Consider the following 26,178-nt stretch of genomic DNA (forward strand, 5'->3'; position numbering starts at 1 on the left):
CCTTGCGTTCTATCGTGAACACGAGCATTGAGCCTTTGTTATCGTTTTTCTTTCGAACCTCTGCTTCCGCTAAACCGAAACGCAAGCACACGAACAACGGCATGCTGTCGCCCGTTGACTTCGAAATCAGACAGCACAAAATCAACCAGGCAGGTGTCTAGGAAACTAGGGGAACCTCACTAACATTCGTTGAAATCCAGAAAACACATAGCGAGATCCCCGAAGCAGACCTTCAAGACCGGAACACTTTGAGTAATTCTTACCCGAAACCCCTGTTAAGCATCTGCGGCAGCGTATTCTCGTGTTTGTTCGTAGTGGTCGAGATTGCTTTCAAACCATGCGGTACCCCGAGTTGCACTGCCAAGAGCACGTGAAAACTCTTCATGAGACGCCATCGGAAGCAGGGTGCGAAAAACGTCCCAGCCAGTTGCGGTGGGGTGGGCCTCGAAGCCGAGGACCTGACCCGTTAGACCGCTTGCCAACTGCGCCAGGCTGCCGGCAAAGATCGACGGCACGTGCACCTCAAGTTTCAGGATCGGCTGCAAAACGAATGTGCCAATCTCCGACAAAGCTTCTCTTGTCGCCGATTGACCGGCCATCTGGAACGCGTAGTCAGAGCTGTCGACCGAATGGGTCTTGCCGTCCAACAATGTGACACGCAAGTCAACGACCGGATAACCCGATGGACCAGACGTCAATGCTTCACGGGCACCTGCCTCCACCGACGGTATGTAGTTTCGCGGCACCGCGCCGCCCTTCACCGTGTCACCGAATTCAAAGCCACTGCCGCGAACACCAGGGGCAATCGCGACAACAACATCCGCGAATTGTCCTGCCCCACCGGATTGCTTCCTGTGTCGATACCTTTTTTCGACCCCCTTGCGAATGGTTTCACGAAATGCAGTCGGCACGTCCGAGCATTCAACTTCGATGCCATAGGCTTCTGCCAGTTTCTCGACTGTTCGGCGCAAATGCAGCGGTCCCTGAACCCCGATCTCCAGGAGGCCCGAAGTCTCGTCCTGGGCAAGCGTGAGCCCCGGGTCAATCTCGGCAAGACGGGCGAGCGCTGTCGAGAGCTTGTTATCGTCTTTCTCATGGACGGGTTCCACCAGGCGTCGCAGTGCGGCCGGATGCGCCTCGGTCCACTCGGGCAGGTCAATCGTCTTGTTGGATGTGTAGAAATTACCCGGCGCGACATGGTCGCTCTTGATAATCAGTGCGAACTTACCCGGGGCGAGCGAAGAAACCGGCGTTTTGACATCGATAGCGTTCAGACTGCCGATCATGCCGCCGCCCAACCGGATAGACGATTGCACCCCATCTCCGAGCGCCCTAATCAAGATTGCCTTGCCAACATGTTTCAGGTGGTCCGCAGAGCAGCTTACGGCCAAGATATCGTCGGGCAAGTTCAGCCTTTCGCGTAGCGCTTCAACTTGCGGTGCTTCGTGGCGCAATGACTTCATCAATCGTTGTATTCCGTTTCCGTGGCTCGCAGCGCCCAGAAAGCTCAGAACCAGATCGTGACGCTGGAGGACGCGGGTTGCGACTTCATAAACATCTTCGGTCAGAAGGCTCTGGTCTTCGATAATCTGTTCGAGAAGATTATCATCGAAATCCGCAAGTGACTCCAACAACTCGGTACGCGCTTCTTGTTCGCGATTGAACATTTTCTCGGGCACTTCAACCAAAGTAGACCGCTCACCCTCGCGGTACTCCCAGGCCCGTTCTGATATGAGGTCGATTGCACCAACAATCTCATTGTCGGATCGCATCGGTACTTGACGCAGGACAATTCCGTGTCGGCAGTAGCGCTGTAGCGCTGAAACGATGTCCGAAACGCGATCCGCAGCCACATCAATCTTGTTAATGAAAATGAACACGGGCATCCCGGTTTCTTCAAGTATTCGTAAATACGGGGCGGCTAGTACGGCTGCGTCAGTCTCTGCAGGAACGCATAATACCGCCGCATCACTAGCAGCCAACACGGATCCGATTTGCGATAGGTTGTCATGGCCGCCGGGAATATCCAGAACCGCCCATTTATCTTCCATGTATTCGAACATGGTGACGCCGATATCACCCATCAGCTTCAGCGATTGTGAACGCGAGCCTTCCAAACTCGCCATGGCCTCGACCAGCGTTGTCTTGCCAGAACCCGATGGCCCGGTTACAGCTATTGCTCGCATTAACACATCCTCCCTGCGCCCATAGCGTAGAATTACGCCTTCTGCGCGACAGAGGATCACTGCCTGTGTCCCACCCTGGATAGAGCAACGGTCTGGCAAACGACGGAGATCCGCTGCCACCAGCCACTCGGATTGCTCTCAGTGTCAGCCAGACATGATTGGTCAGTCAAGAGCCTGTAACTAAAGAGTCTAATTGCTGCCGGTCCGTTCCGGACCTTCACCACGTTATCCAAAGCTGCCGCGCAGTTTCGCCAGACCAGCCATCCTTATATCGCGCGGCAATTGCCGCCAGCGAATAATAGTAGCCGGGACAATCCGAATTCCGGGCATCTGTGCCGATCTTTAGCGTCCTGACTCCTAGCATCATCTGATGTACTATCTGAGTCCCCCAGCGGACCCACAAGGTCAAGCCGCGCCGTACCACGACAAGAAGGATAGAGAGCATGAACGCAATCAAAGTCGCAAAGTATGCACATGCGTTGTATAACTCGCATGGTGACAAGGCCGAAGCCGAAGCTTCTAGAAAGATGAGGGAATGCGAAGAGGCTGGGCAGAGCGAAGAAGCAACCAACTGGAAGGCGATCCGCCAAGCAATTCGCTCGCTACGTGGGCCGAACCAAAGTTAACACACCTGGTCACGATCAAGCGAGGATTTTTAAGCTCAAGCCAAAGCGTTCTGTAGACACACGAACCCCGGTTCGATTGTCGAATGCATGACTGCCCTGACCCTTTCCGCTTTGGCCTTCAATGCTGAAATCCCCCTTGCCCGAACTGATCATAAGGCGCACACTGAAGACTCACACGCTAAATTGCGCCCTGGGTGCGCACCATGGCACGTTTTGCAGCCGGGACGCCTTCGACGATACGGAGGACGCCATGACTATTGCAACTCGCCTAAAACACCATCTGGATGCCCAAGGACTCCCCTTTGACATAGTCCCTCACCCTTATGCCGCAACTGCCAGCGAATGCGCCGAAGCAGCGCATGTACCCGGCGAACATCTGGCCAAATCCGTGCTCATCCACATGGAGGAAGGCCCGATGCTGGCTGTTCTGCCCAGCAATCATCAGGTTGATCTCAGCGCCCTGCAATCGATGATGGAACGCCGTCTAGGTCTTGCTCCAGAATCTGAAATAGGCGATCTGTTTGATGATTGCGTCCTTGGTGCAGCGCCGCCAGTGGGTGCAGCCTATAGTGTACCAACCATTGTGGACAACAGTCTCACCGGGCTTGATAAAATTTGGTTCGAAGCGGGAGACCACAAAACCTTAATCGAAATGCGCGGCAAGGATTTCGATAAACTGATGAAAGACGTCAAACACGGCTCTTTCTGCTGCATGCACTAGGCGAGCGGTCCAGATCGGACATCCAGCTCGATTCAATTTTTGCTTGGCCGCTTTTCGAAAAGCCGACGCTCTCAAATCGCGCAGCATCTTGGCTGATCATATGGCTGAAGTGTGGTGCAAAATTTGTTCTTCAATTGCAGTTTGCCTCAGGCGGTTCATACGGCCGCAACATTGGAAGCCATCGTGGCACCGCCGCCTTGTATCGTAGGTAGTCCTCGCCAAATCGTCGCTCTAGCCCCGGCTCCTCTATGAAAATGAAGTAAAGTGTATTGAGGAAAAAGAATACTATCGCCCAACCAAGCAGGAACGGACTGTTCAGTACCACTGCTTCCGCAAGTATCATTAGAATGACAGCTGAAAGCATGGGGTTGCGGACGTAGCGATAGGGCCCGTTGATTACAAGTCTTTGAGGCGGGTCCCACGGTGCTGGAGTTCCATGCCCTTCATGAACAAACAGCTTCATCGTGTTGGCGGCCAAAGCAAGCGCGGGGACAACCAACATCACCGCCAAAGCCCAATGTAGACCCGTTCCCACAATCACATCGAATGGCCAACTGTTGCTGAACCATTGGATCAGAAACGGGATGTAGATCAGCGCTGTTCCAGGAAGGATAAGCACGGCTTTAGTCATACACCAAAACATGGCCGCATCTTACCATAGTTTGTCGATCGTATCCTGCACTGTCCCGCCGCCTCTTAGGACTCAATGCCACCTTTCGAAACCTATTGACTAAAGTCCGCTTTTTTTGGGTTTCACGTAGACTGCAATCTTCGTCCAAGATGGCATCTATCAATACAAAGGTGCCCTCGCGAAACGGGAAACGCGAGGGCACTTGCGCTAGGGATCAGATCCCTCTGCGCTAGGCCGGTGCAAAAATGCTCGACCGACTTCTCAGACCACCTTCTTTCCTTCTTTCTTGGCCTGGCGCAATTCGCGCACAAACGTCGTTACGATTAAGGCCAGAACTACTGCGGAAATGAGTGGCCATATCAGAATGTAGAGTGTCAGCATTGGGAACTTCCTTTCGTTCTATCAGGCGTTTTTCAGGCGTTCATCTTCAGCGCGAACCGCACCCATAGCGGCATCATCGTCAAAGCTCGTCACACGCTCATTGATCAGATCGAAATCGAACTCATCCTTGCTCATCAGGCTTACGGCGACGCAGATGATCGTGCTGGCACCGTAGGCGGTCAGCGACCCCAACAGGACGGTGTAATCCCGAAGAAATCCGTTGAAATAGTAAGCACAGGCCAAAAACCCAATGGCCCCGACCAACAACCCAACGATACGACCAAAGAAACCGAAGGCCATCAGCGCCAGAACCACGCCACCGCCAGCTGCTGCGACAAACTCAAAAAATCCGCCGGCAATACCGGTAAGTGGCAGGATTTCGAAACGCACGATTGTAAACAAGACAAGCCCGCCAATCACAGCCCAGATGAACGCCGCATTGGTGACACGGTTCCAGTAGCAGCTTGCAATCACCGGGAACACAATGGCCCCCCAGAGTGCGCCGACGAAGACCAACATAACCAGGATGTCGAGTGAGAAACTGGCGAGAATGAGCCCTGCCACCGTGGCGACGATCATTGTCAGACGACCCAACAACAGCATCTTACGTGGGTTTGGATTGCCCTTGGCTAAGTTGCGACCGTAGATATCTGTCATCATGATCGCCGATAGCGCTGACAAATCGGAATCTGCTGTCGATGATAGCGAACCGATCACCAGAATGAAGAACAGCGCTATCATGACGGGTGGAAGGTATGCTGAGGCCATCTGCGGGATAATGTTGTTCAGATCGCCCTCGTGGGGTGCTACGCCCAACAACAACGCCATCAAACCAAGCATACCCAGACCAATCACAATCGAACCATATCCAAGCGTCGCTGTGATGAAGGTCGGCTTGATCAGGTCTTCACGCACCGCAAACAGACGTTGCGCTATGGTCTGGTTGCCAATGGCATAGGCAAGGACTGCCACGAAGAAGGGGGCGCCCTGTTCCAATATTGCAGTGGTAGAGAAGAAGTCGGCCTGTTGCTCGGTTATGATGGTGAAACCGGCGCTCAACGCCTCGCTTCCACCCGCACTGAAATAGACCCAGGGGATAATGACAACGGCAATGGACATCATTGCAACCACCTGTGCGAAGTCCGTCAAGATGGACGCGCGAAACCCAGACCAGAGCGTATAGGATAAGACACCTATCCCCGCGATCAAAACACCTGCCTGGAACGAAAGCGGAGACAGCACAGACACCAGCGCGCCCGCAGCAGTGAAGTTCACCATCAGGCTAATCACACTGCCGAAAAGGTTGGATATGGCAAGGATCAACTGACTACCTGAACCGTGTCGTGCATGCATGATCTCGGCCAATGTGTGGGCATTTGGCGCAAGTTTCCTGAACCGCAAGCCGAAAGGATAAATGAACAGGATCATGAGCGCCCCCCAAAACCCGTAGTGCATTGGTCCCGATAGGCCGTAGTTGTAACCCGAGATGGCCGCGCCATAAAAAGACGCCGCCCAAATCCATGTGGCGGTCATACTTGCGGCAGAGATGCCGAAGCCCACTTCGCCGCTTGAAACCATGAAACCGTCAACGCTCTCTTCCTTTTCATTGACAAAAGTCGACATCCAAAAGGTGCCGCCGTAGAAAAGCGCTAAGAGTATGATGACGGTCACTGTAGAGAACTGAAAAAATACCGGATCAGACATAGGTCGTGCTCCCTGTTGTTCGAGTTTCGGCAGGCTAATGCCTGCTCTGACGGAACAACGGGCTTTTCAAAATCGTCAGAACAAATAACTTATGTTCAGCCCACATATCCGTGAGTCATAAGTTATAATTGTGCTTGTATCCGCTCAAACGATATTAACTTTGCTTATCTCATCAGGAATAGTTATGGAAAAAATCCGAAGCCAGTTACCACCTATGACAACGCTCGCGGCATTCGAGGCTTCCGCACGTTTGAGGAGTTTTACGCGCGCTTCTGAAGAACTGTTCATCACGCAAGCAGCGGTTAGCCGCCAAATTCGCATACTAGAACAATACCTTGGTGTGAAACTGTTCGATCGCGCCCACCGTCGCGTTGAGTTGACTGAATCGGGTCAACGGTTCCAGCATGCGGTATCCGTAGCCTTGGACTTACTTGCAAATTCGGCTGGTTCGATCCGGGTGGATAATACACCTCATGACCTGACGCTTGGCGCGGATCTGTCGATGGCACACCTGTGGCTGATGCCACGTTTTCCAGAATTTCAGGCGCGGTTCCCCGATATCTCGGTGAACATCATAGCGTCAGACAGCGAGGGGGATTGCCTCAAGAGCGGCGTCGACATGGCATTGTTGTACGGTGACGGAAACTGGCCGGGATTCGATGCCACCCTGTTGGTGTCGGAAGAGATTTATCCGGTTTGTGCACCGGCGTATTTGGAAACCAACGCGCCAATCTTGGATCCGTGTGATTTTGTCGAACACACTCTGTTGGATCTTCGAGGGGACCGTTGGGACTGGGTCGATTGGCATCAGTGGCTGACGAAGAAAAAAATCCCGTTTTCAGAAGACATGCGATCTCTTGGTTTCAACAACTTACCGCTCCTTATTCAAGCGGCGTGCTCGGGGCAGGGGATTGCTCTTGGATGGGACAGATTGCTGGACCATCAATTGGAAAACGGCGAGTTGGTGCAGCCGCTCAACGTGTCGCTCAAGACTGGGCGCGGGTATTTTCTTGTAAAACGGTTAGGCGTGAAGTTGACCCAAGAAGCCACCGTATTGGAAAACTGGATTTTGGAGATGTCTTAAGGCCCATTCGCAGGTTTCGGAGATTGAATGACCGAATTTGATAATTCTGGCCAATTCCTTGGCAATCGCGACGAGCGTCAGGTTGTTATCGAATGCGGCAGTCGATAGCGAGAGCGGGCCAGTAGCGGCCCATTGCCGACATTCAAGTGAATCAAAAAATTGCGATGCCCGCTTACCGAAATCAGACATTAACTCGCAGCGCGGCATTTTCGAGAGCTCATCCCTGCCATACATCTTGCGAGAAGTTGAGAAGCTGACTCTGAATCCATTGACCTGCTTGGCCCAGGACGCGTTGTTCAGTCCAGACTAGGTCAATACCTTCTAACGCGTCGCTTTGCTGGAACGTGTATTTAATTTGAGCCAGCTTGTTTGATCTGACTAATTCTCTGACAACTGGAAATGGCAATTCAGCCCATCCCATGCCGCGCAAGACCAGATCTACGATCATGTGTGGATTTTCCGCATACCATATCGAAGCACTCTTGATTTCCCCAACCTGAACTGGGACGTCTAGTGAGCGGCTTCTGAGAACCAACTGACGATACTGCCGCAGATCTCTGTGAGCCACGCGTTCCAAATTTGCCAGGGGGTGGGATGCGCTACAAACTGGGATCAATGCCGAATGCCCCACTCCGCGGAACTGAAAGCCTGCAGGATAACTTTCCTGTTCTGTCATCAGACCGAGAATTGCGCGCCCCTCTTTGAGCAAAGCTGCCGTATCGTTAGGACCCGTGGTCAGAACTTCCAATGATACGTCCGGAAATTCTTCTGAGAATGCGCAAAGCACATCCAGAACCGGCATCAGATTGATCCCTTGTTCGATAGCAATGCAAAGATTGTCTTCCACCCCTTCGGCCATAGACGTTGCCTTGGCGAAAAACTCTTGATTTCCGAGTAGGACACCCTTGGCGTAAGGCAGTAAAGACTTCCCGGCCTGAGTGAGCGTCGGGGACCTGCTGCTTCGATCAAATAGCTGAAGGTCTGTGTCGATTTCGAGATTGGCGATTGCGGTTGATACTGCTGACTGCGCCTTATTCATTTTTCGCGCCGCCGCAGAGAAGGAACCAAGCTCGGCAGCAAGGACAAACGCCTGTAAGCTTTCAGGTGACGGCATAGTTAACCTATCTGATATTCAGATACTAATTAACTATATTTATCCGAATAAATCGATAGAAGCAAATCCAACAATGGAGCGGGAAATGTCGGATAAAGTCATCTTGAGGTCTGGAAAAGATCGTCTGCGCTATACCGTCAGTTTCGAGTTGTTGCTGATGGCAATTTTGGTGCCTGTTGGCGCGGCTTTTTTCGATAAACCCGTTGCAGAAATCGGCGTGCTTGGCGCCGTTCTCGCCGGCAAGGCAATGCTGCTAAATCTCGTGTACAACTGGTTGTTCGACAAAATTGACGCCCGCTCCGGACGAGTGTCCAGTGAACGGACACATGTTGGGCGGATTCTGCATGCCTTCGGTTTCGAGATTTCCCTGACCATTACTTCGCTGCCAATATACATTTGGTGGCTCGGCATTGGATTGCTGGATGCATTCGTAACGGACATTGTCGTCACGTCTTTTGTTGTCGCTTACACCTATTTCTTCACTCTGGCGTATGACAGGCTTTTCCCGTTGAAACGTCGAAACAGCCTGTTGGAGGCTTGAGACCGGAGTCCCGAGTTTCCTATCAGGATCATTCCAGTGTTTGTCTGGTAAATCGTTAAGGCTGGGTTAGTCGGCGCCTTTCCTGCCATTGGTCGATCGGTGCGAATGCTGCGGCGCGGCCCGTCGAACCTGCCGTTCGCTGCGACCGCAATCTCGGCTGATTGGCGAATTCTAATCCTATCTGCAGCGCCCTGCGACGGACTTTTTCGTTTCTGATGACGCGGCATACGCTTTAGGCTGCACTAGCCGAAGCGAACCGACGAGCAACAACATGCAAAACCTAGACCCTCGACACTATACCTGCGCCGAGATCCACGCTTCCGATGTCCAACGGATATTTGCCAGCACATGGCAGATGATTGGCCCAGCCTCGAGGCTGGCGGAGCGCGGCGACTACATCGCCACCGAGATTGCCGGTCAAAAGGTATTCGTTGTTCGCGCGAAGGACGGACTGAAGGCATTTCGCAATGTCTGTCGCCATCGTGGCGCACGGCTTCTGCCAGAGGGAACCGGACGTTGCGGCACCATTCGCTGCCCCTATCACCAATGGGTCTGGGGTGAGGACGGGTCATTGCTAAACGTGCCGTGGTGGGGCGATGACGCCGAATTCGACAAGGCTGAATGGGCGTTGGACACGGTCTCCTTCGAGGTCTGGCGCGGATTATTGTTTGTCGCGATCGCGCCGGAAACCGACCTGGGTGAGCAACTGGCCGATACAGTGCAAGAGCTGGAAGACGAACCCTTGGAAACCTTCCGATGGGTGCATGAGGAGCGTCTGGTTTTTAATGCGAACTGGAAGATCTACACGGATAATTTCGTCGAAGGTTATCACATCCCGGGTATTCATCCTCAGTTTCACGCCGCCATCGAATTCGATCAGTTCGAAACCGTTGCGCGCGATGGCTTGGTCCGTATGTCCGCCCCGCCGCGGGAGGGGCTGTTCTACAGGGGAAAATGGCTTTGGATGTGGCCTAACTGGACGCTTTCGCTCTTCAACGGCGGCATGAACACATCGCGGATCAATCCAATTGATCACCGTCGGACCGAACTGATCTACCAATTTTATTTTGCCGATACATCTGATGCCACCAAAGCGGCGCGCGACAATACCATTGCGGACAATCTGACCGTGGTCCGCGAGGATTTTGAGGTCTGTTCGGAAACCCAGAAAAACTATGAAAGCGGTGGTTATCGCCCTGGCCCGCTTTCGCCCCGTCACGAACAGGGCGTCGCGTATTTTCAAAACAGATTGCTTACAGCGCAGTTGTAGGCAGAAAGAGTGATCGCGCGTCGAGGACGGCCCAAAGCCGACATCCAGCGAGCGATCGCCATGCTGCGGCTGCAGCCCGCATAGCGGACGTTCACTGCATATGTAAAATCAGGCAATGATGAATTTACAGTTCGCGAGACTCATTAGGGATTCAGCATTCTCGTCGGAATGACTGGACCGTGCGCTTAGTGGACACGCAAAACGGAGTGGTGAAATAGCCCGGCACGACCCATCGGACACATGGTAAAAACCGTAATTATTTCAAATGAAGCAGGAACAGGCTGAACAATTCGGCTTGGGAAGAGATTTGTAACTTGCTGTAAATATTGCGTCGGTGGGATTTTACGGTTGCCAGGGAAATCCTGAGATTAAGCGAGATCGAATTGCTGCTGTGCCCGATCAAGATGAGTTGCGCGATTTCGCGTTCCCGAACGGTCAGCACGTTGCCGCCAAAATCGTGAAACCGATCTTCTTGGCCGGATAGGGTATTTTCGGCGTCCAGGCTGTTCGGGCTAACGGCAAACTGCCGTAGAACCACCGCATTGAGGATTGGAAAGAGGCGTTCGAGCGATGATTTGGCGTCCAGGGTTTGACGACTTCCAAGGGGCGACAGGAAGCTGAAATCAAGCACTGTATTGTTTGGCAGGTTAACCAGAACAATCACCTCTGCCATATTCTTGGGCCAGCCCGGTGTGCGGTATCCAATTGGTTCAGAATCCTCGATATGCACATCGACATCATGCTCATCCAAGATGGCCTGACTGTCATTCTGGATGAAGTCTGAAATCATGTAGACACCGGCAGGTTTTCCCATCCGATACGCCCGGTAGGCCGGGTTGATGACATAGGTATAGTTCAAATAGTTTTCCAACCCGCGCGCGTAGGCTATCGGGTTTGGGCGGCTCGCCAGCGCGGCAGGTGCCAGTTTTTCGCGATAGAGAAATATGTGAAAATGTGCGTGACCAAATTGCTGCTCCAGAATGTCAGCCAGATCCGCTGCAAAACTGTCACGACCCAGCAATTCGATTAACGAAACGATCATCCTATCGGTGATGGCCGGGTAGCTGGCGCAGGGTGTGTCGTGCTTCATCGAAGAAATTTCCAATCAGATTGCGTGTCTATTAACTGGCAAAATTATCCTCTGATCAAGCTGCATAAGAATGCCGTCATCCTTTGGGATGATAGGGGCATCTCTCATTTTGGTGGATACTCGGGGTAGATAAGGGCCCAACTTTGCCGCCCCGGGGGACAAGAGCACCAATGGTTTTTCCAATCTCGCACATCCGAGACAGGTTCCCTTCTTTGTCCGTAAAAGATGGTGAGAGAGACAGAATATATCTTGATAACCCGGCCGGCACGCAGGTCCCGTCCACGGTTATCGACGCGATCACTCACTATCTGCTGCACAACGCCAGTAATGCGGGCGGGGCTTTTGCGACCAGTATTGAAACGGACCGCACCTGGCGGAAGGCGCATGAGGATATGGCCACGTTCTTGGGTGCGAACTCTGCCGCTGAGATCGTGATTGGCCAGAGCATGACAAGCCTGACGTTCCATCTTTCGCGCAGCATTTGCCATGATTTTCGACCGGGCGATCAAATCGTGATCACCCGGATGGAGCACGAAGGCAATGTGGGTCCATGGTTGGAGATTGCTAGGGACAGAGGGTTGGAAATCCGCTGGGTCGAGTTCAACCGCGATAGCTGGCAGATCGAGCCCGAGGATTTGGCGGCTTCGTTGACCGAGCGCACGCGTCTGGTAGCCCTGAACTATGCCAGCAACATGACCGGCTCCGTCAACGATGTGAAGCGCCTGACGCGCATTGCGCAAGACGCAGGTGCGCTGGTCTATGTCGACGCTGTTCAGTTAGCGCCGCATCATCTGGTCGATGTGCAGGCATTGGGGTGCGACTTTCTGGCCTGTTCGTCTTACAAATTCTTCGGGCCACACATGGGAATTGTCTGGGGCAAGGAAGAACTTCTGACGTCACTCTACCCCTATAAAGGGCGTTGCGTTTCGGATGCGAGTCCTGACCGGTTTGAGATGGGGACGCCGCAATATGAATTGCTGGCCGGGCTTTCCGCCACGGTTGAGTATTTTGCCGAACTTGGTGCACTCTGCGGTGGGTCCGGGGATATGCGCGCCCAGATTGCCCATGCCTATGATGCTCAGCGCCGTTATGAAGAGCCGATCACTAACCAGCTGATTGCAGGGCTTCAGACGATACCGGGCGTCACGATCTATGGCATCTCAAACCCAAACCGGATCGCGGAACGTGTTACAACTGTTTCGTTCCGCCATGACAGGCATGACCCCAAAGCCATCGCAACCGCATTGGCGCAGTCGGGCATCCATGTCTGGCATGGCCATAACTATGCCTATGAACCAGCCCGCGCCCTCAACCTGCCGCTTGAGGAGGGTGTCGTGAGGATCGGCTTATCGCATTACAACACTCAATCCGAGGTGGAGCACACTTTGAATGAAATTACCAAAGCCGTAAAAATAGCCGGATAAAACCGGCAACGGAGACACAATAGCAAGGAGGAATAAACACCCATGAAACGTTTAACAAAACTGATTGCTGCCACGGCCGTCGCGTTCGCGATCGGCGCGCCCGCGTCATCAGAAAACCTACGCGTGGGAATGGAATGCACCTATGCGCCATTCAACTACCGTACCGATTCAGGCGAGCTTGAAGGCTATGACGTTGACGTTGCCAAAGGGGTGGCAGAAATCATCGGCGCCGAGCTTGAATTTGTCTGCCAGCAATGGGACGGTATGATTCCAGCGCTCTTGGCCAATAAGTTCGATCTCATCGTTGCGTCGATGTCGATCACCAACAGTCGTCTTGAAAAGATCGACTTCTCGAGTCCCTACCGTGATTCCGTGGGGCGTCTTGTGGGTAAATCCGGGAGCGAACAGAACCTCTTTGATCCCTCGGGCAATCCTATCCCTGAAAATTTTGCCGGCTTGCGCATCGGCTTGGAGCGCGCCTCGACATACGAATCCTGGTTCAACGCACGTTTGCCGGACGCGGATGTTGTGCTCTATGACGGGTCGGAACCGCTGTATCTCGATCTGGTCAACGGCCGCGTCGATGCAATCATGACCAACCCGATGAAAGCGCATTTGCGGTTCCTGACAAAGGAAGAAGGCAGCGGGTTCGAATTCATCAGCCCGGCCATCAGCGAAGTTGAGTTCTTTGGCATTGGTGTGGGTATCGGCCTTCGGCAAGGCCAACCGGAGCTGAAGGCACGTCTGGATGCTGCCATCAAACAGTTGATCAACGATGGCAAGCTGACAGAATATGCGCTGAAATACTTCCCTTTCCCCATTCATAACGAAGAATGGGGCGATGGCTAAGGCCACCCGAATGGGCGGTGCGCCAAACGCACGCGCCGCCCATATTTAACGTAAACCAGACCAGCCGAGGGAGGCTAATTTGGACGTCTTAACCGGCTGGTGGGATGATTTCTTTTGGGGTTCCGTCGTTGTGGCGCAGGTGTTTCTGGCGTCGCTTGTTCTGATGGTCATCTTTGGCCTGATAGGCGCCGCGGCCAAGCTGTCAAACAGCCGGATCGCCCAGAAAATCGCCAATGGCTACACGATAGTCTTTCGTGGCACGCCTGAAATTCTGGTGATCCTGCTTTTGTATTTCGGATCAGCCATCACGCTGACCGCAATTGCGCAGATGTTTAACCCCGAGATCAAGTTTCTGGATGTACCACCCTTCTGGGCCGGCACCATCGCCATTGCCCTGATCGTGGGTTCCTATGCGACCGAAACCTTTCGTGGGGCCTTCCTGGGCGTAAAACCCGGCAGCATCGAGGCGGCACAGGCGCTCGGCATGTCGAGTTTGCATGTATTCTTCTATGTGCGCGTCCCCGAGATGTGGCGGCTTGCCCTGCCTGCGTTTGGCAATCACATGTTGTCGCTGATCAAGGACACGGCGTTGATTTCGATCATTGGCCTGAATGAAACGCTCTTTGTGGCCAAACAGGCCATCGGCACCACGGGCAAGCCCTTCACCATGTATATTGTTGTCGGCCTGATCTATCTGGGCTTTTCCACGGTGATCACACTGACAGTCATGGGGCTGGAACGCTACGGACAGCGCACGATGAGGGCAGGCACATGAGTTTTGACCTCTCATTGATCGCCGAGTCCCTGCCGAAAATGCTAATGGGCATCGGATTGACATTTCAGCTCCTGGTCTTGTCGGCCATTCTTGGGCTGATGCTGGCAATCGTGATCATGCTGATGCGGATCAGTGGAAAATGGTACCTCTCATGGCCCGCGCAGGTTTATATCTATGTTTTCCGCGGCACGCCCATATTGGTGCAGATATTCATCGTCTATTACGGCTTTCCGCAACTGGATTTCATCCGCGAGAGCTTTCTCTGGCCGATCTTCCGTGATCCCTTTGGCTGCGCGATTGTGGCGCTCACTTTGAATACCGGCGCTTATGTGTCGGAAATCCTGCGGGGTGGCGTCTTGGGCGTGGACCGTGGTGTGCTGGAGGCGGGCGAGGCGTTGGGCCTCTCCAAGTCGCAGCGCTTCATTTATCTGACCACGCCAATAGCTTCACGGCTTGCCCTGCCGGCCTATGGCAACGACATCATCAGCCTGCTGAAATCCACCGCTCTGGCCAGTACCATCACGCTGGCGGATATGACGGGCATCGCCCGAACCATCGTGGCGCAAACCTATGCGCCCTACGAAATCTTCATTTCGCTGGCCATCGTCTACATGATCCTGACATTTTTCCTGCAAAGATTGCTGGGCCGGATCGAACGATATCTTGGCCGCTACACCGTAAGAGAGGGCTGATATGACATCCCCGCAACCCCTCATCCTGATGCAGAATGTCGACAAGCATTTCGGCAGTTTCCAGGCACTCAAGAATATCAATCTGAGTGTCACGAAAGGCGAGCGTATCGTGGTCTGCGGTCCGTCAGGTTCCGGTAAATCCACCATGATCCGCTGCATCAACCGGTTGGAAAAACATGATGGTGGCACGATCATCATCGACGGGATTGAGCTGACCGACGACCTCAAGGATCTGAACGCCGTGCGCCGCGAGGTCGGCATGGTGTTTCAAAGCTTCAATCTGTTCCCGCATATGACGATCCTCAACAACCTGATGCTGGCGCAAAAGCTGGTGCGCAAGACGCCAAAGGCTGAAGCGCGTGAGGTTGCTATGCATTATCTGGAACGTGTGAAAATCCCGGAACAGGCCGACAAGTATCCGATCCAGCTATCGGGTGGCCAACAGCAACGGGTCGCCATTGCGCGCGCGCTGTGCATGAAGCCCGAGGTGATACTGTTCGATGAACCGACCTCGGCGCTTGATCCCGAGATGATCAACGAAGTGCTTGAGGTCATGGTCGATCTGGCCCGCGACGGCATGACAATGATCTGTGTCACCCATGAGATGGGGTTCGCCCGGTCAGTCGCTGACCGTGTGATCTTCATGGACGCAGGTGAGATCGTGGAGGAGGCCGAACCAGAGACGTTCTTCAGCACCCCCAAAAGCGACCGAACCAAGTTGTTCCTCAGTCAAATCCTGTCACATTAAGGGTTCGCCACATGACATCTGACTTCCCCCCTCATGAGGATTTTCTGGCCTTCGCGGAGGCGCTGGCCGACCAAAGCCGCGCGATGCTGCTTAAGGCCAGTGCAACCGACCCCGATATCGAGATCAAGCCGGATGCATCATACGTAACCTCTACCGACAAAGCCGTTGAAACCGCCCTGCGCGCGATGATTGAGGCAGAGTATCCTGATCACGGCATTCTGGGGGAGGAGTTTGAGAACAAGAATACCGATGCCGAATTTGTCTGGGTGCTGGACCCGATTGACGGCACGGCGGCGTTTGTGGCGGGGATCCCGATTTTTGGTTCATTGATTGGTCTTGCGTGGAACGGCGCGCCCTATGTGGGGGTGATCGAACAGCCGATGACACAAGATCGTTGGGTCGGCGTGGCCGAGACGATGGCGCTGTTCAATGGCAAGCCCATCCAAACCCGCGCGTGTGCGTCAATTGAAACGGCCCTGACTACCTGCAGTAATGCCGATTTCATGAATGACACGGACCGTGCGAAGTTCGACCTGGTGCGCCGCTGTGCGCAATACGTGCAATATGGCGGATCCTGCTATGCCTACGGGGTTCTTGCCTCGGGGCGTACCGATCTGGCGTTGGATGGGGGTCTTGATGCGTTTGACATCTATGCGCCGGCAGCGGTCATTACCGGTGCTGGTGGCTATGTCACCGATTGGAACGGCGATCCGCTGTCGTTTGACATGAGGGGCAATGTTCTTGCCGCAGGTGACAAATCGCGGCTGGATGAAGTTCTCTTTATTTTGCAAGGCTGACCTGCCGCCTGACAAAAGGAATTATCTATGGAACAAACTTCGTCAGCCAATGGCCCTGCGATTTTGGATGCTGCCGCCGTTACGGCCTTGCTGCCACAGCTCGATGTGCAGGCCGAACTGCGCACCCTTTTCAGGGCAGTGGGTGAAGGCAAAGCCGTGCAACCCGCCCAAACGGTGACGGATTTCCCCGGCAAAGACGGTGATTTTATCACCTATATGGGTGCGGTTGAGGCTATGGGTGTGTTTGGCGCCAAGTTGTCGCCCTATATCGTGACGGACGGCCCGCCCATAATCACCGCCTGGACCGCATTGATGAGCATGACAACCGGTCACCCATTGGTGTGGTGTGATGCGGGTGTTCTCACCACCGAACGGACGGCGGGTGCCACCGCTTTGGCGGTCGGTTTTCTATCAACTTCAGACGCCACAAATCTTGCCATCATCGGCAGCGGAGCCGTGGCCCAGGCGCATTTAAGACATGTATTGACCCTACGACCTTGGGCGCAGATCAGTGTCTATTCGCCCGCGCTTGCGAAGGAGCAGGATAGACAATCCACATGGCGCGGCATTTCGGACCAGGTGGTTTTTGCGCCAGATGCCAAAAGCTGCATTGCAGGGGCAGATGTGGTGATGCTCTGCACCTCGTCCGGCACGCCTGTGATTGATCCAGGCGATATCGGCAAGCCTGCGCTTGTCACGTCGATCAGCACTAACGCACCGAACGCGCATGAAGTGCCCCCGGCGTTCCTGCAAGAGGCGGATGTTTATTGCGATTATGCTCCGACAACGCCTGGTGCCGCGGCCGAGATGCAGCTTGCCGCCGCACAACATGGCTGGTCGTCAGAGGCGGTCAAGGGCGATCTTGCCACGCTTGCATGTGGTGCAGCCCCAATGCCCGCCTATGATAAACCCGTCTATTTCCGTTCGGTCGGGCTGGGACTTGAAGACATCGCGATGGCCTACGGTATCTGGAAGCTTTGGCGCGCCTCCGAGACAGGAGATATGACATGAAAATCAAACCTTTCGGCGTTGAAATCTGGATGAACGAATTCGAAAATCACTGCGAGTTCAATCTGGCGGAAACCTGTGTCGCCTCACTGACGGTTGAGCAATTGCTGGAGATGTCGGGCAAAAACGCCAACGTGCTGGATGATCTCATGCCGATGAAGCTGACCTATGGCGCGATTGAGGGCTCGGACCGGCTGCGCGATGCGATCTGCACGCTTTACCAGCACCAAAGGCGCGACAATATCGTGGTGACCCACGGGGCGATCGGGGCCAATGCCTTGGTGCATGAAACTCTGGTGGAACCGGGTGACCATGTAATCTCGGTGCGGCCGACATATCAACAACACTACTCCATCCCCGAAAGCTATGGCGCGACGGTAGATATCCTGCAACTGCGGCCAGAAAACGGGTTTCTGCCAGATCTCAATGAATTCGCTGCTCTGATCCGGCCCGAGACCAAGTTGGTCGCGATCAACAACCCGAACAATCCGACAGGCGCATTGATGGATGCAGGGTATCTGGAGAAATTCATCGAGATTGCCCGAAGCAGTCAGGCCTACATTCTGTGTGATGAGGTTTATCGCGGCACCGCCCAGGACGGTGATGGGTTTTCCCCCGCCATTGCCGATCTCTACGAAAGGGGCATCAGCGTCGCGGGCATGTCCAAGACGTTTTCGCTGGCCGGATTACGCTTGGGATGGATCGCGGCGGGACCCGAGATACGCGAAGCCGTGTCGATCCACCGCGACTACAACACCATCAGCGTGGGGATGCTCGACGATTATTTTGCAGCGCTTGCGCTTGAAAGCAAAGCCCGCATCCTAGAGCGGAGCCATCAGATCACGCGCGGCAACTTACAAATTCTGGACGACTGGGTGAAGCGTGAACCAGCGATATCTTACATCAAGCCCAAGGCGGGAACCACGGCATTACTGAAGTATGATTTCGACATGCCATCGCGTGAATTCTGCATCGCATTGCTGAAGGAAACAGGTGTCATGTTCACGCCCGGATCTGTCTTGCATATGGAAGGTTGGTTACGCGTTGGATATGCCAACAGCCCCGAAATTCTCCGCAATGGGTTGGCAAAAGTCAGTGGGTTTCTGCGGCAGTTAAATGACCAGGGCATCCCTGCCGCCCGTGTGGAAATGCAGGTGACAACTTGACAGAACGCATGGCGCAATCTGCGGACCGCTCGGTTCAAGCCCGCCCAAGAATTCGTGAGCTGATCTATGAAACACCGACCCTGCCATCGCAGACACTGGGTGTCAAAACCGGGTGTGACCTTTGGTTCAAGGCCGAGAACTTCCAGCTGACCGGTTCATTCAAGATGCGCGGAGCCGCCAGCAAAATGACAGCAATGGCGCCCGGGCAAAAGCTGGTCACCGCATCGTCGGGCAATCATGGCATTGCTGCATCGCGCGCTGCGTCGCTGACCGGGCAGGACCTGACCGTCGTGCTACCCGAAACTGTGGCACGGGCGAAGCTAGAGAAGATCCAGTCCTTCGGGGTTGAAATCATTCTGCACGGCGCGGAATCCGGGATGGCCGAAATGCACGCGCAAAGCCTCGCGGCGGGTGGCAAATTTACTTATGTCTCGCCCTATAACGATCATGATGTGATCGCTGGGCAAGGCACGATTGGCCTTGAGGTGTTGGAACAGGTCGACCGCGTTGACAACATCTTTATCGCTATGGGCGGTGGCGGATTGATCAGCGGCATTGGGTCGGTTCTCAAAAGCTTTGGTCAGGGAACCCGCGTCATAGGCGTGTCGGCAGAAAACTCAGCAGCCCTCGCGGCGTCGATGACGGCCGGGAAGGTCGTGGAAACTCAGCATCTGGACACGCTCGCTGATGGCGTGGCCGGAGGGGTGGATGAGGACAGCGTTACGTTGCCATTAGCAAGGGATGTGATCGACCAGGTCGTACATTGCACCGAGGTTGAAATCGGCGCGGCGCTGAAGCAATTGGCCGTGGATGAAAATATGCTGGTCGAAGGGGCCGCCGCGCTCGCATTGGCGGGCTTCAGTCAGATCTCCGATCAGTTGCGCGGACAAACCACTGTTGTACTGCTATGCGGCGCCAATTTCGATTGGACCAAGGTGCGTCCATTTATCAACAGCTGAGCATCTGTTTTCAAGTTCGGTTACGCTATGCTCGCTTTGCATGCATCGCGACTTTTGGGGCGCAACGCCGCATTGGTTAAGGAGGGCCCATTCTTGCCGTTCTCCGCCTCTTAGCGTTTCGGTCAAAAGGACCTGATCTGATCGAAAGGGACCGGCCCTAAGCAGCCGTTCATCGCGAGAGACTTTGCCGCATTGCAGCTTCCCCAAAGCGGACGTTGATCGATTGCGCAGCATTTCCAACATTAACATACACTCATCGGACAAAACGAACTCGTGCAACCGCAGCTTCAATTAATGCCACGCGACCTCATTTGCTCCGGGTTCGGCGCATTTACACCTGTCAATCGCCACCACTTCGGCGCTTCGCAATGTCTGACAGACCCCGGACCAGCAGGTCGAATACGATCCGGATACGGCGGCTGGTCTGTAACTCCCGATGGGTGACCAGCCAGATTGGAAATTCAAGCGAAGGGAAATCCGGCAAGACCTTCTCTATGCCAGGTTCAGCCTCGCCCAACGTTTCGGGCTGCATCGAGACGCCGTAGCCCGCTTTCACCAATTCCCATGCGACGACACCACTCTCGCTCGACATCACGAAGCTTTCTGCGCGAACGGGCACGCCCATGTTGTGCAGCGGGGCCATTAGCCGCTCAGGGTCGGCATTGCCGACGAAATCGAGTGCGGCCACATCGCGCGGTGTCCGTGGGCGGCTTGCACGATCGAGATAGTCGGTCGCGGCATAGAGAGTGGCGCGAAAGTCGCCCAAGTGCCGTGCGATCAGGTCAGGCTGATCTGGGCGGACGTGGCGTATCGCGATGTCCGCCTCGCGCTGCGTCAAATTCTGCATCTCACTCGACGCAAGAATGCGCACGCGGATGCCCGGCGCCATCTGTCTCACCGGCTTGAGCACGCCCGGCAGGATCGCTGCTGACAAGAGGTCCGTTCCCGTGACCGTGACCTCACCGGTGACATCCTGAGATTTACCGTCGGCCACCATCGAGATGAGCGTCGCAGCCTCGCCCATCGTGCGCATGTGATCAATCAGGTCGCGCCCTGCTTCAGTCAAAGTAAGACCACGGACGCTGCGTTCTACCAGCGTGACGCCAAGTGCCTCCTCCAACGCACCGATCTGCCGTCCTATCGTCGGCTGCGTTGTCTTCAGTACGCGCGCCGCGCCGCTGAACGAGCCTTCCTCCGCTGTCGCGAGGAAGGCTCGTACCTGGTTCCAATCGAAGGAGACGGCCTGCCAGTTCATTCATGAGCGTATAGCAGGTGAACGAATTTAAGCAATCGACCTTTCATAAGCGCATGGATGATACCGGCTGCGAAACGAGATCGGCCCGATCTCGGCAACTGAAAGCGACACAATGTATTCCGCAGGTTCTTACGGCTGGCGCATCCGCGCTGCTTCAAACCTGAAGTGCAACACGCAAAGGAAACCGACATGACTGCCCAAGCCTTCTGGGACCGGCATGCGCCCAAGTACGCAAAAAAGCCCATCGCCGATGTCACCGCCTACGAAGAAAAGCTGGAATGCGTCACTGCGCTTCTTCGATCGACCGATCGCGTTCTTGAAATCGGCTGCGGGACAGGCGGAACGGCGAGTAAGATCGCGCCTCTCGTCGCTCATGTGACCGCAACCGACCTATCTGCCGAGATGATCCGGATCGCCCGGTCACGTTCAGGCGGCGATGCCGCGGGAACACCAGAATTCCTTCAGGCGGAGGCGGCACAAGACATTCCTGGCCAACCGTTCGAGGTCATTTGCGCGTTCAGCCTGCTTCATCTGGTGGATGACATACCCACCGCGCTGGATTCAGCATTCCACCAAATGAAACCCGGCGGTCATTTCATTTCCAAGACGGTTTGTCTGAAGGACGCGCCGCGCTGGATGCGAACCATGGTTCGTGTGCTCATGGCCCTGCGGATCGCGCCTAATGTGATCATCTTGAGTCGCGCTGAATTGACCCGGCACCTGTTCCGGGCCGGGTTCGAAATCGAGCAGACGCGGTACTTCGGAAAGAACCGACTGAGCCCCTTTATCGTCGCGCGCAAGCCCGACTGAGGCAGACCGACACCTTGTTCTGAGAGACCGAAGCATGCACTTTATCAGCCGTCGCGAATGGGCGTTCATTGCCCTCGTGTTCCTCTACTCTTTCATTCCGGCAGTCGTCGGTCTGGTCCGGCTTCCGGAACTTCTCGGCGCTCCGGCGATCATACCGCCGAACCCGCGTGCGGTGATCGATCCCCTCCCGATCACATTGCATATTCTCGGCAGTTCAGTTTTCTGCCTCGTGGGGGCTGTGCAGTTCCTGCCGAGCCTGAGGCGCTACCGCCCCGCCCTGCACAGGACCCTCGGGCGGATCGTGGCGGCAGCGGGATGCGTCAGCGCCATCACCGGGCTCTGGATGACCGTGGCCTATGCATTTCCCGACGCCCTGCAGGGACCACTGCTTTACGTGGCAAGGGTCACGCTTAGCCTCGCGATGGTCGCCCTCATCGCATGGGCCGTCGTCGCGATCCGGTCGCGAAACGTCGCTGCGCACCGCGCTGCGATGCTGCGCGCTTATGCCATCGGCCAAGGGGCCTCAACGCAGACCGCGCTCTTTCTGGTCACGATGGGCCTCTTTGACACTGAGCCGTCGGGGTTTTCCCGTGACGTCCTGATGGTCGGGGCGTGGGCCATCAACCTTGCGATTGCGGAACTCCTGATCCGCCGCGCCTTTGCAACGCGCACATCCGGCGCGGCGATCTGAACCCGGTCGTGCTCCCGGCCTGAAACCGGCAAACTCCAGAAACACAGAAAGAAGACACCAAAATGAGACGGCTCGATCCCCATATTCTTCTGTCGGCCCTGTGGCTGTTCATACTGCTCAACATCATCTTTCGCGATATTCACCAGTTTGTCCTCGCGTCCCATATCGAGATGCTGCTGACAGGCCATTACAACGGCATCGAGATCACCGAAGGGCTGATGCTTCTCGGCGGTTTCCTCGTCCAAGTGCCGATTGCGATGGTGCTCTTTTCGCTCCTGCTAACCCGCAGGATTGGCCGCCCTGTCACCTTTCTTGCAGCGATCGTCACAACCGGTACGCTCCTTTCCTCGGCCCCCACCGACATGGATGACACCTTCCAACTCGTCATCGAGATCGTGGCTCTAATCGCAATTCTCTGGACCGCATGGATCTGGCCCGAGCACGAACACACCGCACCGCAATCCGACGCAAGTTCTCCGTAAAAAACGTGCGCGCACCGCGGACACGATGAATGAATAATAGGACCAAATAGATGTTGGCAGAAACGCCTTTAGACGATGCGGTTGATCTTTATGACAAGCTCGCACCTCGCTACGACAAACTTCATCATCGCTGGCTGCGTCATGCCGGTGGCGAGGCGCAGGCCGCCCTGGAAGGTCTGGTGCGTGCACTTGCGACGCCGAATTCGAGGCTTTTGGATGCTGGCTGCGGCACCGGCAACCTGGCACGTAGACTGATCGCCGAGGGCATGCCGCCGAATTCGATGACCCTTCTCGACCCGTCCGCAGCGATGCTTGCACGCTGCGCCGACATTCCTGTGCCGAAGATACAAGGACGGTTGGAGTCCCTGCCGTTTGAAGATGGCACCTTCGATCTTGTGACTTGTGCTTGGGCTTTGGAAACCGTCCCCGATCCCCACCTGGCTTTAAGTGAGCTCTGCAGGGTTGTTCGAGCCGGCGGCGCGCTTTGTCTCGCGTTTTGCGCGGATGAGCCTGCCCGTGGTCTTGCCGACAGCCTTATGCGGCAGGCGCTTTTGTTTCGCGGGACCGGCCGGTTTATGTCCCGCTCCCGATTGATGCAGGCAATCGAGCGTTTCGAAAAATTTTGAAGTGCGGGCAATTCCGAGCCATGGTCCGGCCTCGACCCTGCTTGCAAGGCGGTCTGGCGCAGCAACCCAGGCGCCTTTGTAGTCGGGCTTAGAGTTGAAAATAGCGCCCACAGATTTACGGAGATCAAGCATGATCGGATATGTTACCCTCGGAACCAACAACTTCGAGGCCGCGCTGAAATTCTTCGACGCCTTGTTTTCGAGCGTGGGCGCAAACCGTCTTTGGAAACACGGCGATATGGCCGCATGGGGCCGCTCAAGGGCCGAGCCTGCGTTATGCCTTGCTTGTCCATTCAATGGGGCACCGGCAAGGGTTGGAAACGGGGTGATGGTCGCTTTGAAAATGACCAACAGAAAAGCCGTCGGTACGCTTCACGCCAAGTGCCTCGAACTTGGCGGAACAGATGAGGGGCCCCCCGGCCCACGCGGAGATCATGGTTTCTACGGAGGATATTTCCGGGATCTGGATGGCAACAAACTGAATGCCTATGTCCCAGCGTGACGCCAGGCAAAGAGTTGGCTGTTGAAATATCACGTCCAGCGGACAATGGGCGAAGAGCGCATCGAAAGACGCCGCAATGAAATCTGAAATAAAATTCGTCCGAATGTCGGAAATCGACCCAGCCGAAATCTTGGCGCACATGTCCGACCCTCGTGTGGCCGAGCATCTGCCGCTTCTGAAATTTAGTTGGAATGCCGAAACAGTGGCGCGGTTTGTTGCCAAAAAGGAAGAGTGTTGGCGCCGTGACGGGCTTGGACATTGGGCATTTTTGTCCGATGACCGATATGTCGGCTGGGGTGGATTTCAAAAAGAAGGAGCCGAGTGGGATTTCGGACTGGTCTTGCGGCCCGACGCGTTTGGCCTCGGGCCGCGCATTTCGCGAAAGGCGATCGACTTTGCAATTTCCGATGAACGCATCCCGTATGTGACCTTCCTTTTACCACCGTCACGCACGAACCTGCGGGCACTCGACAGGCTTGGCGCGTGGAAGGTTGGCGAAGTCGATTATGACGGGGCGACCTTTCTCAAATTTCAACTCGCGACAGAGTGACAGCATTATCCGATCTTTGGCTATCCGACAGCTTCAGAATATGTCGAAGCCGGCCCTTTGCTGCCTTTCACCGACCGGTGAAGATGCCGCGCTGCGGCCCGTCGAACCTGCCGTTCGCTGCGTGTGCGAAATCAAGCATTCAACGAGCTAGCGCTCTGCGGACTAAGCGGACATCCGATACTTTCAATAGAATTCGCCGTACACAATGATACCGTCCGTTTCCAACGGCGGCTAATAGGTAATCACACTGATATGTTTTGCCGGATTTTCCCCTTATGAGCGCGGTTTATTATGACAGTTTGACGGGAACGGTAACGCGAATTGGGGTGGCGTGCATGGCGCGAGCGGTAGATGTTTATGTTGGCAGGCGTATTCGCCATCTACGATGGTTCAACGGTATAACTCAGAAGGAGTTGGCTGATCGAATTGGTATCAAGTTTCAACAAGTTCAGAAGTACGAAATCGGCTCAAACAGGGTCAGCGCTTCGAAGCTTTGGGAGATTTCGCGCGTGCTAAACGTTCCGGTGGCATACTTCTTCGAGGACCTGAGGCAACAAGATACTGAACGGGAAGACATCTTGAAAGACTATAAAGCCACGATATTGATTGCCAGTTACTTCAAGATACCGCAGGAAAAAAGAAAAGCGGTCTTGGAATTCGCTAAAGCCTTGGCGGATACAAAGCCAAATGCTTAACGAATGACAATTTTACACTATTGGGAATGCTCTCGCGAACTCCTTGGCAAGATTGAATAAAGAAGCTGAGGCTTCTGAATCTCGATGTCGAGCTACTTCATAAGCGGAATATTCGATTAGCATCACCACAGTACTTTTAATGCTGTCCAGGTCACCGGAAGATGCTTTCTGCATCAACTGATCGCAAAGCTCTGCGGTCAGGTTTTCTATTTTCGACATGCTAGAGCCAATTTCTGAGGGTTAAAGATAAACCTGAATACTGGTGACAAACTACACCTGCAGAGCATTGGATTTCCTGCCGACATTCAACATGAAATTAGGAAACAAACTGTCCTACGGGTTAGCTGAATTCCAACATTTAGGATTCATGTGTGCGTTGTCTCTCCGCCGCTCAATAGGTGGCATATCATTGGTTGTGGCCTGGAGCATTTCGTAGAAAATTCACTGAAGCGCCCCAGTTCCAACACACAATTATAGGATACCAGCGAAGAGGTGCAGTCATGTCTGTCCTGAGTTCTTAGAATGCAAATTTAATTGACTTTGATATTCTCGTTAATGAGTGTGGCTGTGCCTTCCGGTGCGGAGCAAATTGACCTTGAGCCATCATTCCTAAACATGGGATACGGCCTCGAATTAATTCATATAAAACCTACGGCCCCTTCTGGTTCAAAAACCGTCAGTGCAGCATCCAGTACCGCTTGCTCAGTAGCAACATCGCCTGTGTCCAGGAACTGGATGCCTTGGGCTTCAGGGGCCAATGTAGAAATGAAAATCCAACCGCATGGGCTAGATGGCTTCTCA

The 26,178-nt window shown here is 54.6% G+C and carries 28 protein-coding genes; 21 read left to right on the forward strand and 7 right to left on the reverse strand.

All coding sequences use genetic code 11. The features are described from left to right. Positions 1-275: 275 nt before the first annotated feature. The gene (locus tag LC334_RS21780; RefSeq protein ID WP_085802016.1) at positions 276-2,186 is read right to left on the reverse strand and encodes an elongation factor G; all 1,911 of its coding nucleotides are present in this window, start codon (positions 2,184-2,186) and stop codon (positions 276-278) included. A 443-nt stretch (positions 2,187-2,629) separates the two neighbouring features. Here LC334_RS21780 and LC334_RS21785 point away from each other — a divergent pair, with 443 nt between their 5' ends. Both LC334_RS21785 and LC334_RS21790 read left to right on the forward strand, forming a co-directional pair. Then, entirely contained in the window at positions 2,630-2,812 is a 183-nt protein-coding gene (locus tag LC334_RS21785) for a hypothetical protein (RefSeq protein ID WP_085802014.1), read from the forward strand. A 250-nt stretch (positions 2,813-3,062) separates the two neighbouring features. After that, the gene (locus LC334_RS21790; protein ID WP_085802030.1) at positions 3,063-3,533 is read left to right on the forward strand and encodes an aminoacyl-tRNA deacylase; all 471 of its coding nucleotides are present in this window, start codon (positions 3,063-3,065) and stop codon (positions 3,531-3,533) included. Between the two features lie 130 nt (positions 3,534-3,663). On the opposite strand, the gene LC334_RS21795 is transcribed toward LC334_RS21790, so the two are convergent. From LC334_RS21795 to LC334_RS21805, 3 genes are all read right to left on the reverse strand, one after another. Continuing rightward, positions 3,664-4,164, reverse strand: a complete 501-nt coding sequence (locus LC334_RS21795; protein WP_176237762.1) for a methyltransferase family protein — start codon at positions 4,162-4,164, stop codon at positions 3,664-3,666. A 261-nt stretch (positions 4,165-4,425) separates the two neighbouring features. Continuing rightward, positions 4,426-4,545 (reverse strand): putative transporter small subunit, encoded by a 120-nt coding sequence (locus LC334_RS21800; RefSeq protein WP_217809131.1) that lies wholly within the window; start codon positions 4,543-4,545, stop codon positions 4,426-4,428. A 21-nt stretch (positions 4,546-4,566) separates the two neighbouring features. After that, on the reverse strand, positions 4,567-6,249 hold the full coding sequence (locus LC334_RS21805; protein ID WP_085802012.1) for a sodium:solute symporter family protein: 1,683 nt from the start codon (positions 6,247-6,249) through the stop codon (positions 4,567-4,569). A 214-nt stretch (positions 6,250-6,463) separates the two neighbouring features. Between LC334_RS21805 and LC334_RS21810 the strand changes: the two genes are divergently transcribed. Further along, a complete protein-coding gene (locus LC334_RS21810) occupies positions 6,464-7,333 on the forward strand; it encodes a LysR substrate-binding domain-containing protein (protein ID WP_223413120.1) in 870 nt (289 codons plus the stop codon). A 217-nt stretch (positions 7,334-7,550) separates the two neighbouring features. On the opposite strand, the gene LC334_RS21815 is transcribed toward LC334_RS21810, so the two are convergent. Beyond that, positions 7,551-8,447, reverse strand: coding sequence for a LysR family transcriptional regulator (locus LC334_RS21815; RefSeq protein WP_085802010.1), 897 nt, complete (start codon positions 8,445-8,447; stop codon positions 7,551-7,553). Between the two features lie 85 nt (positions 8,448-8,532). On the opposite strand from LC334_RS21815, the gene LC334_RS21820 reads away from it, so the two are divergent. Together LC334_RS21820 and LC334_RS21825 are read left to right on the forward strand one after the other, a co-directional pair. After that, positions 8,533-8,988 (forward strand): PACE efflux transporter, encoded by a 456-nt coding sequence (locus LC334_RS21820; RefSeq protein WP_176237761.1) that lies wholly within the window; start codon positions 8,533-8,535, stop codon positions 8,986-8,988. A 271-nt stretch (positions 8,989-9,259) separates the two neighbouring features. Continuing rightward, positions 9,260-10,258, forward strand: coding sequence for an aromatic ring-hydroxylating oxygenase subunit alpha (locus LC334_RS21825; protein ID WP_085802008.1), 999 nt, complete (start codon positions 9,260-9,262; stop codon positions 10,256-10,258). A 256-nt stretch (positions 10,259-10,514) separates the two neighbouring features. On the opposite strand, the gene LC334_RS21830 is transcribed toward LC334_RS21825, so the two are convergent. Continuing rightward, positions 10,515-11,348, reverse strand: coding sequence for a response regulator transcription factor (locus tag LC334_RS21830; RefSeq protein WP_085802007.1), 834 nt, complete (start codon positions 11,346-11,348; stop codon positions 10,515-10,517). 170 nt (positions 11,349-11,518) lie between these two features. On the opposite strand from LC334_RS21830, the gene LC334_RS21835 reads away from it, so the two are divergent. The 9 genes from LC334_RS21835 (at position 11,519) to LC334_RS21875 (ending at position 19,766) form a co-directional block, all read left to right on the forward strand. Next, positions 11,519-12,772, forward strand: a complete 1,254-nt coding sequence (locus tag LC334_RS21835; RefSeq protein WP_085802006.1) for a cysteine desulfurase-like protein — start codon at positions 11,519-11,521, stop codon at positions 12,770-12,772. 42 nt (positions 12,773-12,814) lie between these two features. After that, positions 12,815-13,621, forward strand: coding sequence for a transporter substrate-binding domain-containing protein (locus LC334_RS21840; RefSeq protein ID WP_085802005.1), 807 nt, complete (start codon positions 12,815-12,817; stop codon positions 13,619-13,621). A gap of 79 nt (positions 13,622-13,700) precedes the next feature. Further along, positions 13,701-14,396 (forward strand): ABC transporter permease, encoded by a 696-nt coding sequence (locus tag LC334_RS21845; protein WP_085802004.1) that lies wholly within the window; start codon positions 13,701-13,703, stop codon positions 14,394-14,396. Next, a complete protein-coding gene (locus LC334_RS21850) occupies positions 14,393-15,088 on the forward strand; it encodes an ABC transporter permease (RefSeq protein ID WP_085802003.1) in 696 nt (231 codons plus the stop codon). Before LC334_RS21845 ends, LC334_RS21850 begins: the two co-directional genes overlap by 4 nt. A gap of 1 nt (position 15,089) precedes the next feature. Further along, a complete protein-coding gene (locus tag LC334_RS21855; RefSeq protein ID WP_085802002.1) occupies positions 15,090-15,836 on the forward strand; it encodes an amino acid ABC transporter ATP-binding protein in 747 nt (248 codons plus the stop codon). A gap of 11 nt (positions 15,837-15,847) precedes the next feature. Continuing rightward, entirely contained in the window at positions 15,848-16,633 is a 786-nt protein-coding gene (locus tag LC334_RS21860; protein ID WP_085802001.1) for an inositol monophosphatase family protein, read from the forward strand. 27 nt (positions 16,634-16,660) lie between these two features. Next, entirely contained in the window at positions 16,661-17,644 is a 984-nt protein-coding gene (locus LC334_RS21865; protein ID WP_085802000.1) for an ornithine cyclodeaminase family protein, read from the forward strand. Further along, the gene (locus LC334_RS21870) at positions 17,641-18,807 is read left to right on the forward strand and encodes an aminotransferase (protein WP_085801999.1); all 1,167 of its coding nucleotides are present in this window, start codon (positions 17,641-17,643) and stop codon (positions 18,805-18,807) included. The genes LC334_RS21865 and LC334_RS21870 overlap by 4 nt, the downstream gene beginning before the upstream one ends. An 8-nt stretch (positions 18,808-18,815) precedes the next feature. Continuing rightward, a complete protein-coding gene (locus tag LC334_RS21875; protein ID WP_176237764.1) occupies positions 18,816-19,766 on the forward strand; it encodes a pyridoxal-phosphate dependent enzyme in 951 nt (316 codons plus the stop codon). A gap of 340 nt (positions 19,767-20,106) precedes the next feature. Here the strand turns inward: LC334_RS21875 and LC334_RS21880 are convergent, their stop codons facing one another. After that, positions 20,107-21,021, reverse strand: coding sequence for a LysR family transcriptional regulator (locus LC334_RS21880; RefSeq protein ID WP_085801997.1), 915 nt, complete (start codon positions 21,019-21,021; stop codon positions 20,107-20,109). 189 nt (positions 21,022-21,210) lie between these two features. On the opposite strand from LC334_RS21880, the gene LC334_RS21885 reads away from it, so the two are divergent. The 7 genes from LC334_RS21885 (at position 21,211) to LC334_RS21915 (ending at position 25,377) form a co-directional block, all read left to right on the forward strand. After that, the gene (locus tag LC334_RS21885) at positions 21,211-21,831 is read left to right on the forward strand and encodes a class I SAM-dependent DNA methyltransferase (RefSeq protein ID WP_085802029.1); all 621 of its coding nucleotides are present in this window, start codon (positions 21,211-21,213) and stop codon (positions 21,829-21,831) included. A 34-nt stretch (positions 21,832-21,865) separates the two neighbouring features. Further along, entirely contained in the window at positions 21,866-22,522 is a 657-nt protein-coding gene (locus LC334_RS21890; protein ID WP_085801996.1) for a DUF2306 domain-containing protein, read from the forward strand. Between the two features lie 62 nt (positions 22,523-22,584). Further along, complete coding sequence (locus tag LC334_RS21895; RefSeq protein WP_085801995.1) at positions 22,585-23,004, forward strand: DUF6326 family protein; 420 nt, start codon at positions 22,585-22,587, stop codon at positions 23,002-23,004. Between the two features lie 50 nt (positions 23,005-23,054). Then, positions 23,055-23,630, forward strand: coding sequence for a methyltransferase domain-containing protein (locus tag LC334_RS21900; RefSeq protein WP_217809130.1), 576 nt, complete (start codon positions 23,055-23,057; stop codon positions 23,628-23,630). A 130-nt stretch (positions 23,631-23,760) separates the two neighbouring features. After that, complete coding sequence (locus tag LC334_RS21905; RefSeq protein ID WP_085801994.1) at positions 23,761-24,132, forward strand: VOC family protein; 372 nt, start codon at positions 23,761-23,763, stop codon at positions 24,130-24,132. Between the two features lie 76 nt (positions 24,133-24,208). Continuing rightward, a complete protein-coding gene (locus LC334_RS21910; protein WP_085801993.1) occupies positions 24,209-24,682 on the forward strand; it encodes a GNAT family N-acetyltransferase in 474 nt (157 codons plus the stop codon). 335 nt (positions 24,683-25,017) lie between these two features. Continuing rightward, complete coding sequence (locus LC334_RS21915) at positions 25,018-25,377, forward strand: helix-turn-helix domain-containing protein (RefSeq protein WP_085802028.1); 360 nt, start codon at positions 25,018-25,020, stop codon at positions 25,375-25,377. Positions 25,378-26,178 lie beyond the last annotated feature (801 nt).

Origin of the sequence: Roseovarius aestuarii, from assembly GCF_019966515.1 — a bacterium.
GTDB lineage: Bacteria > Pseudomonadota > Alphaproteobacteria > Rhodobacterales > Rhodobacteraceae > Roseovarius > Roseovarius aestuarii.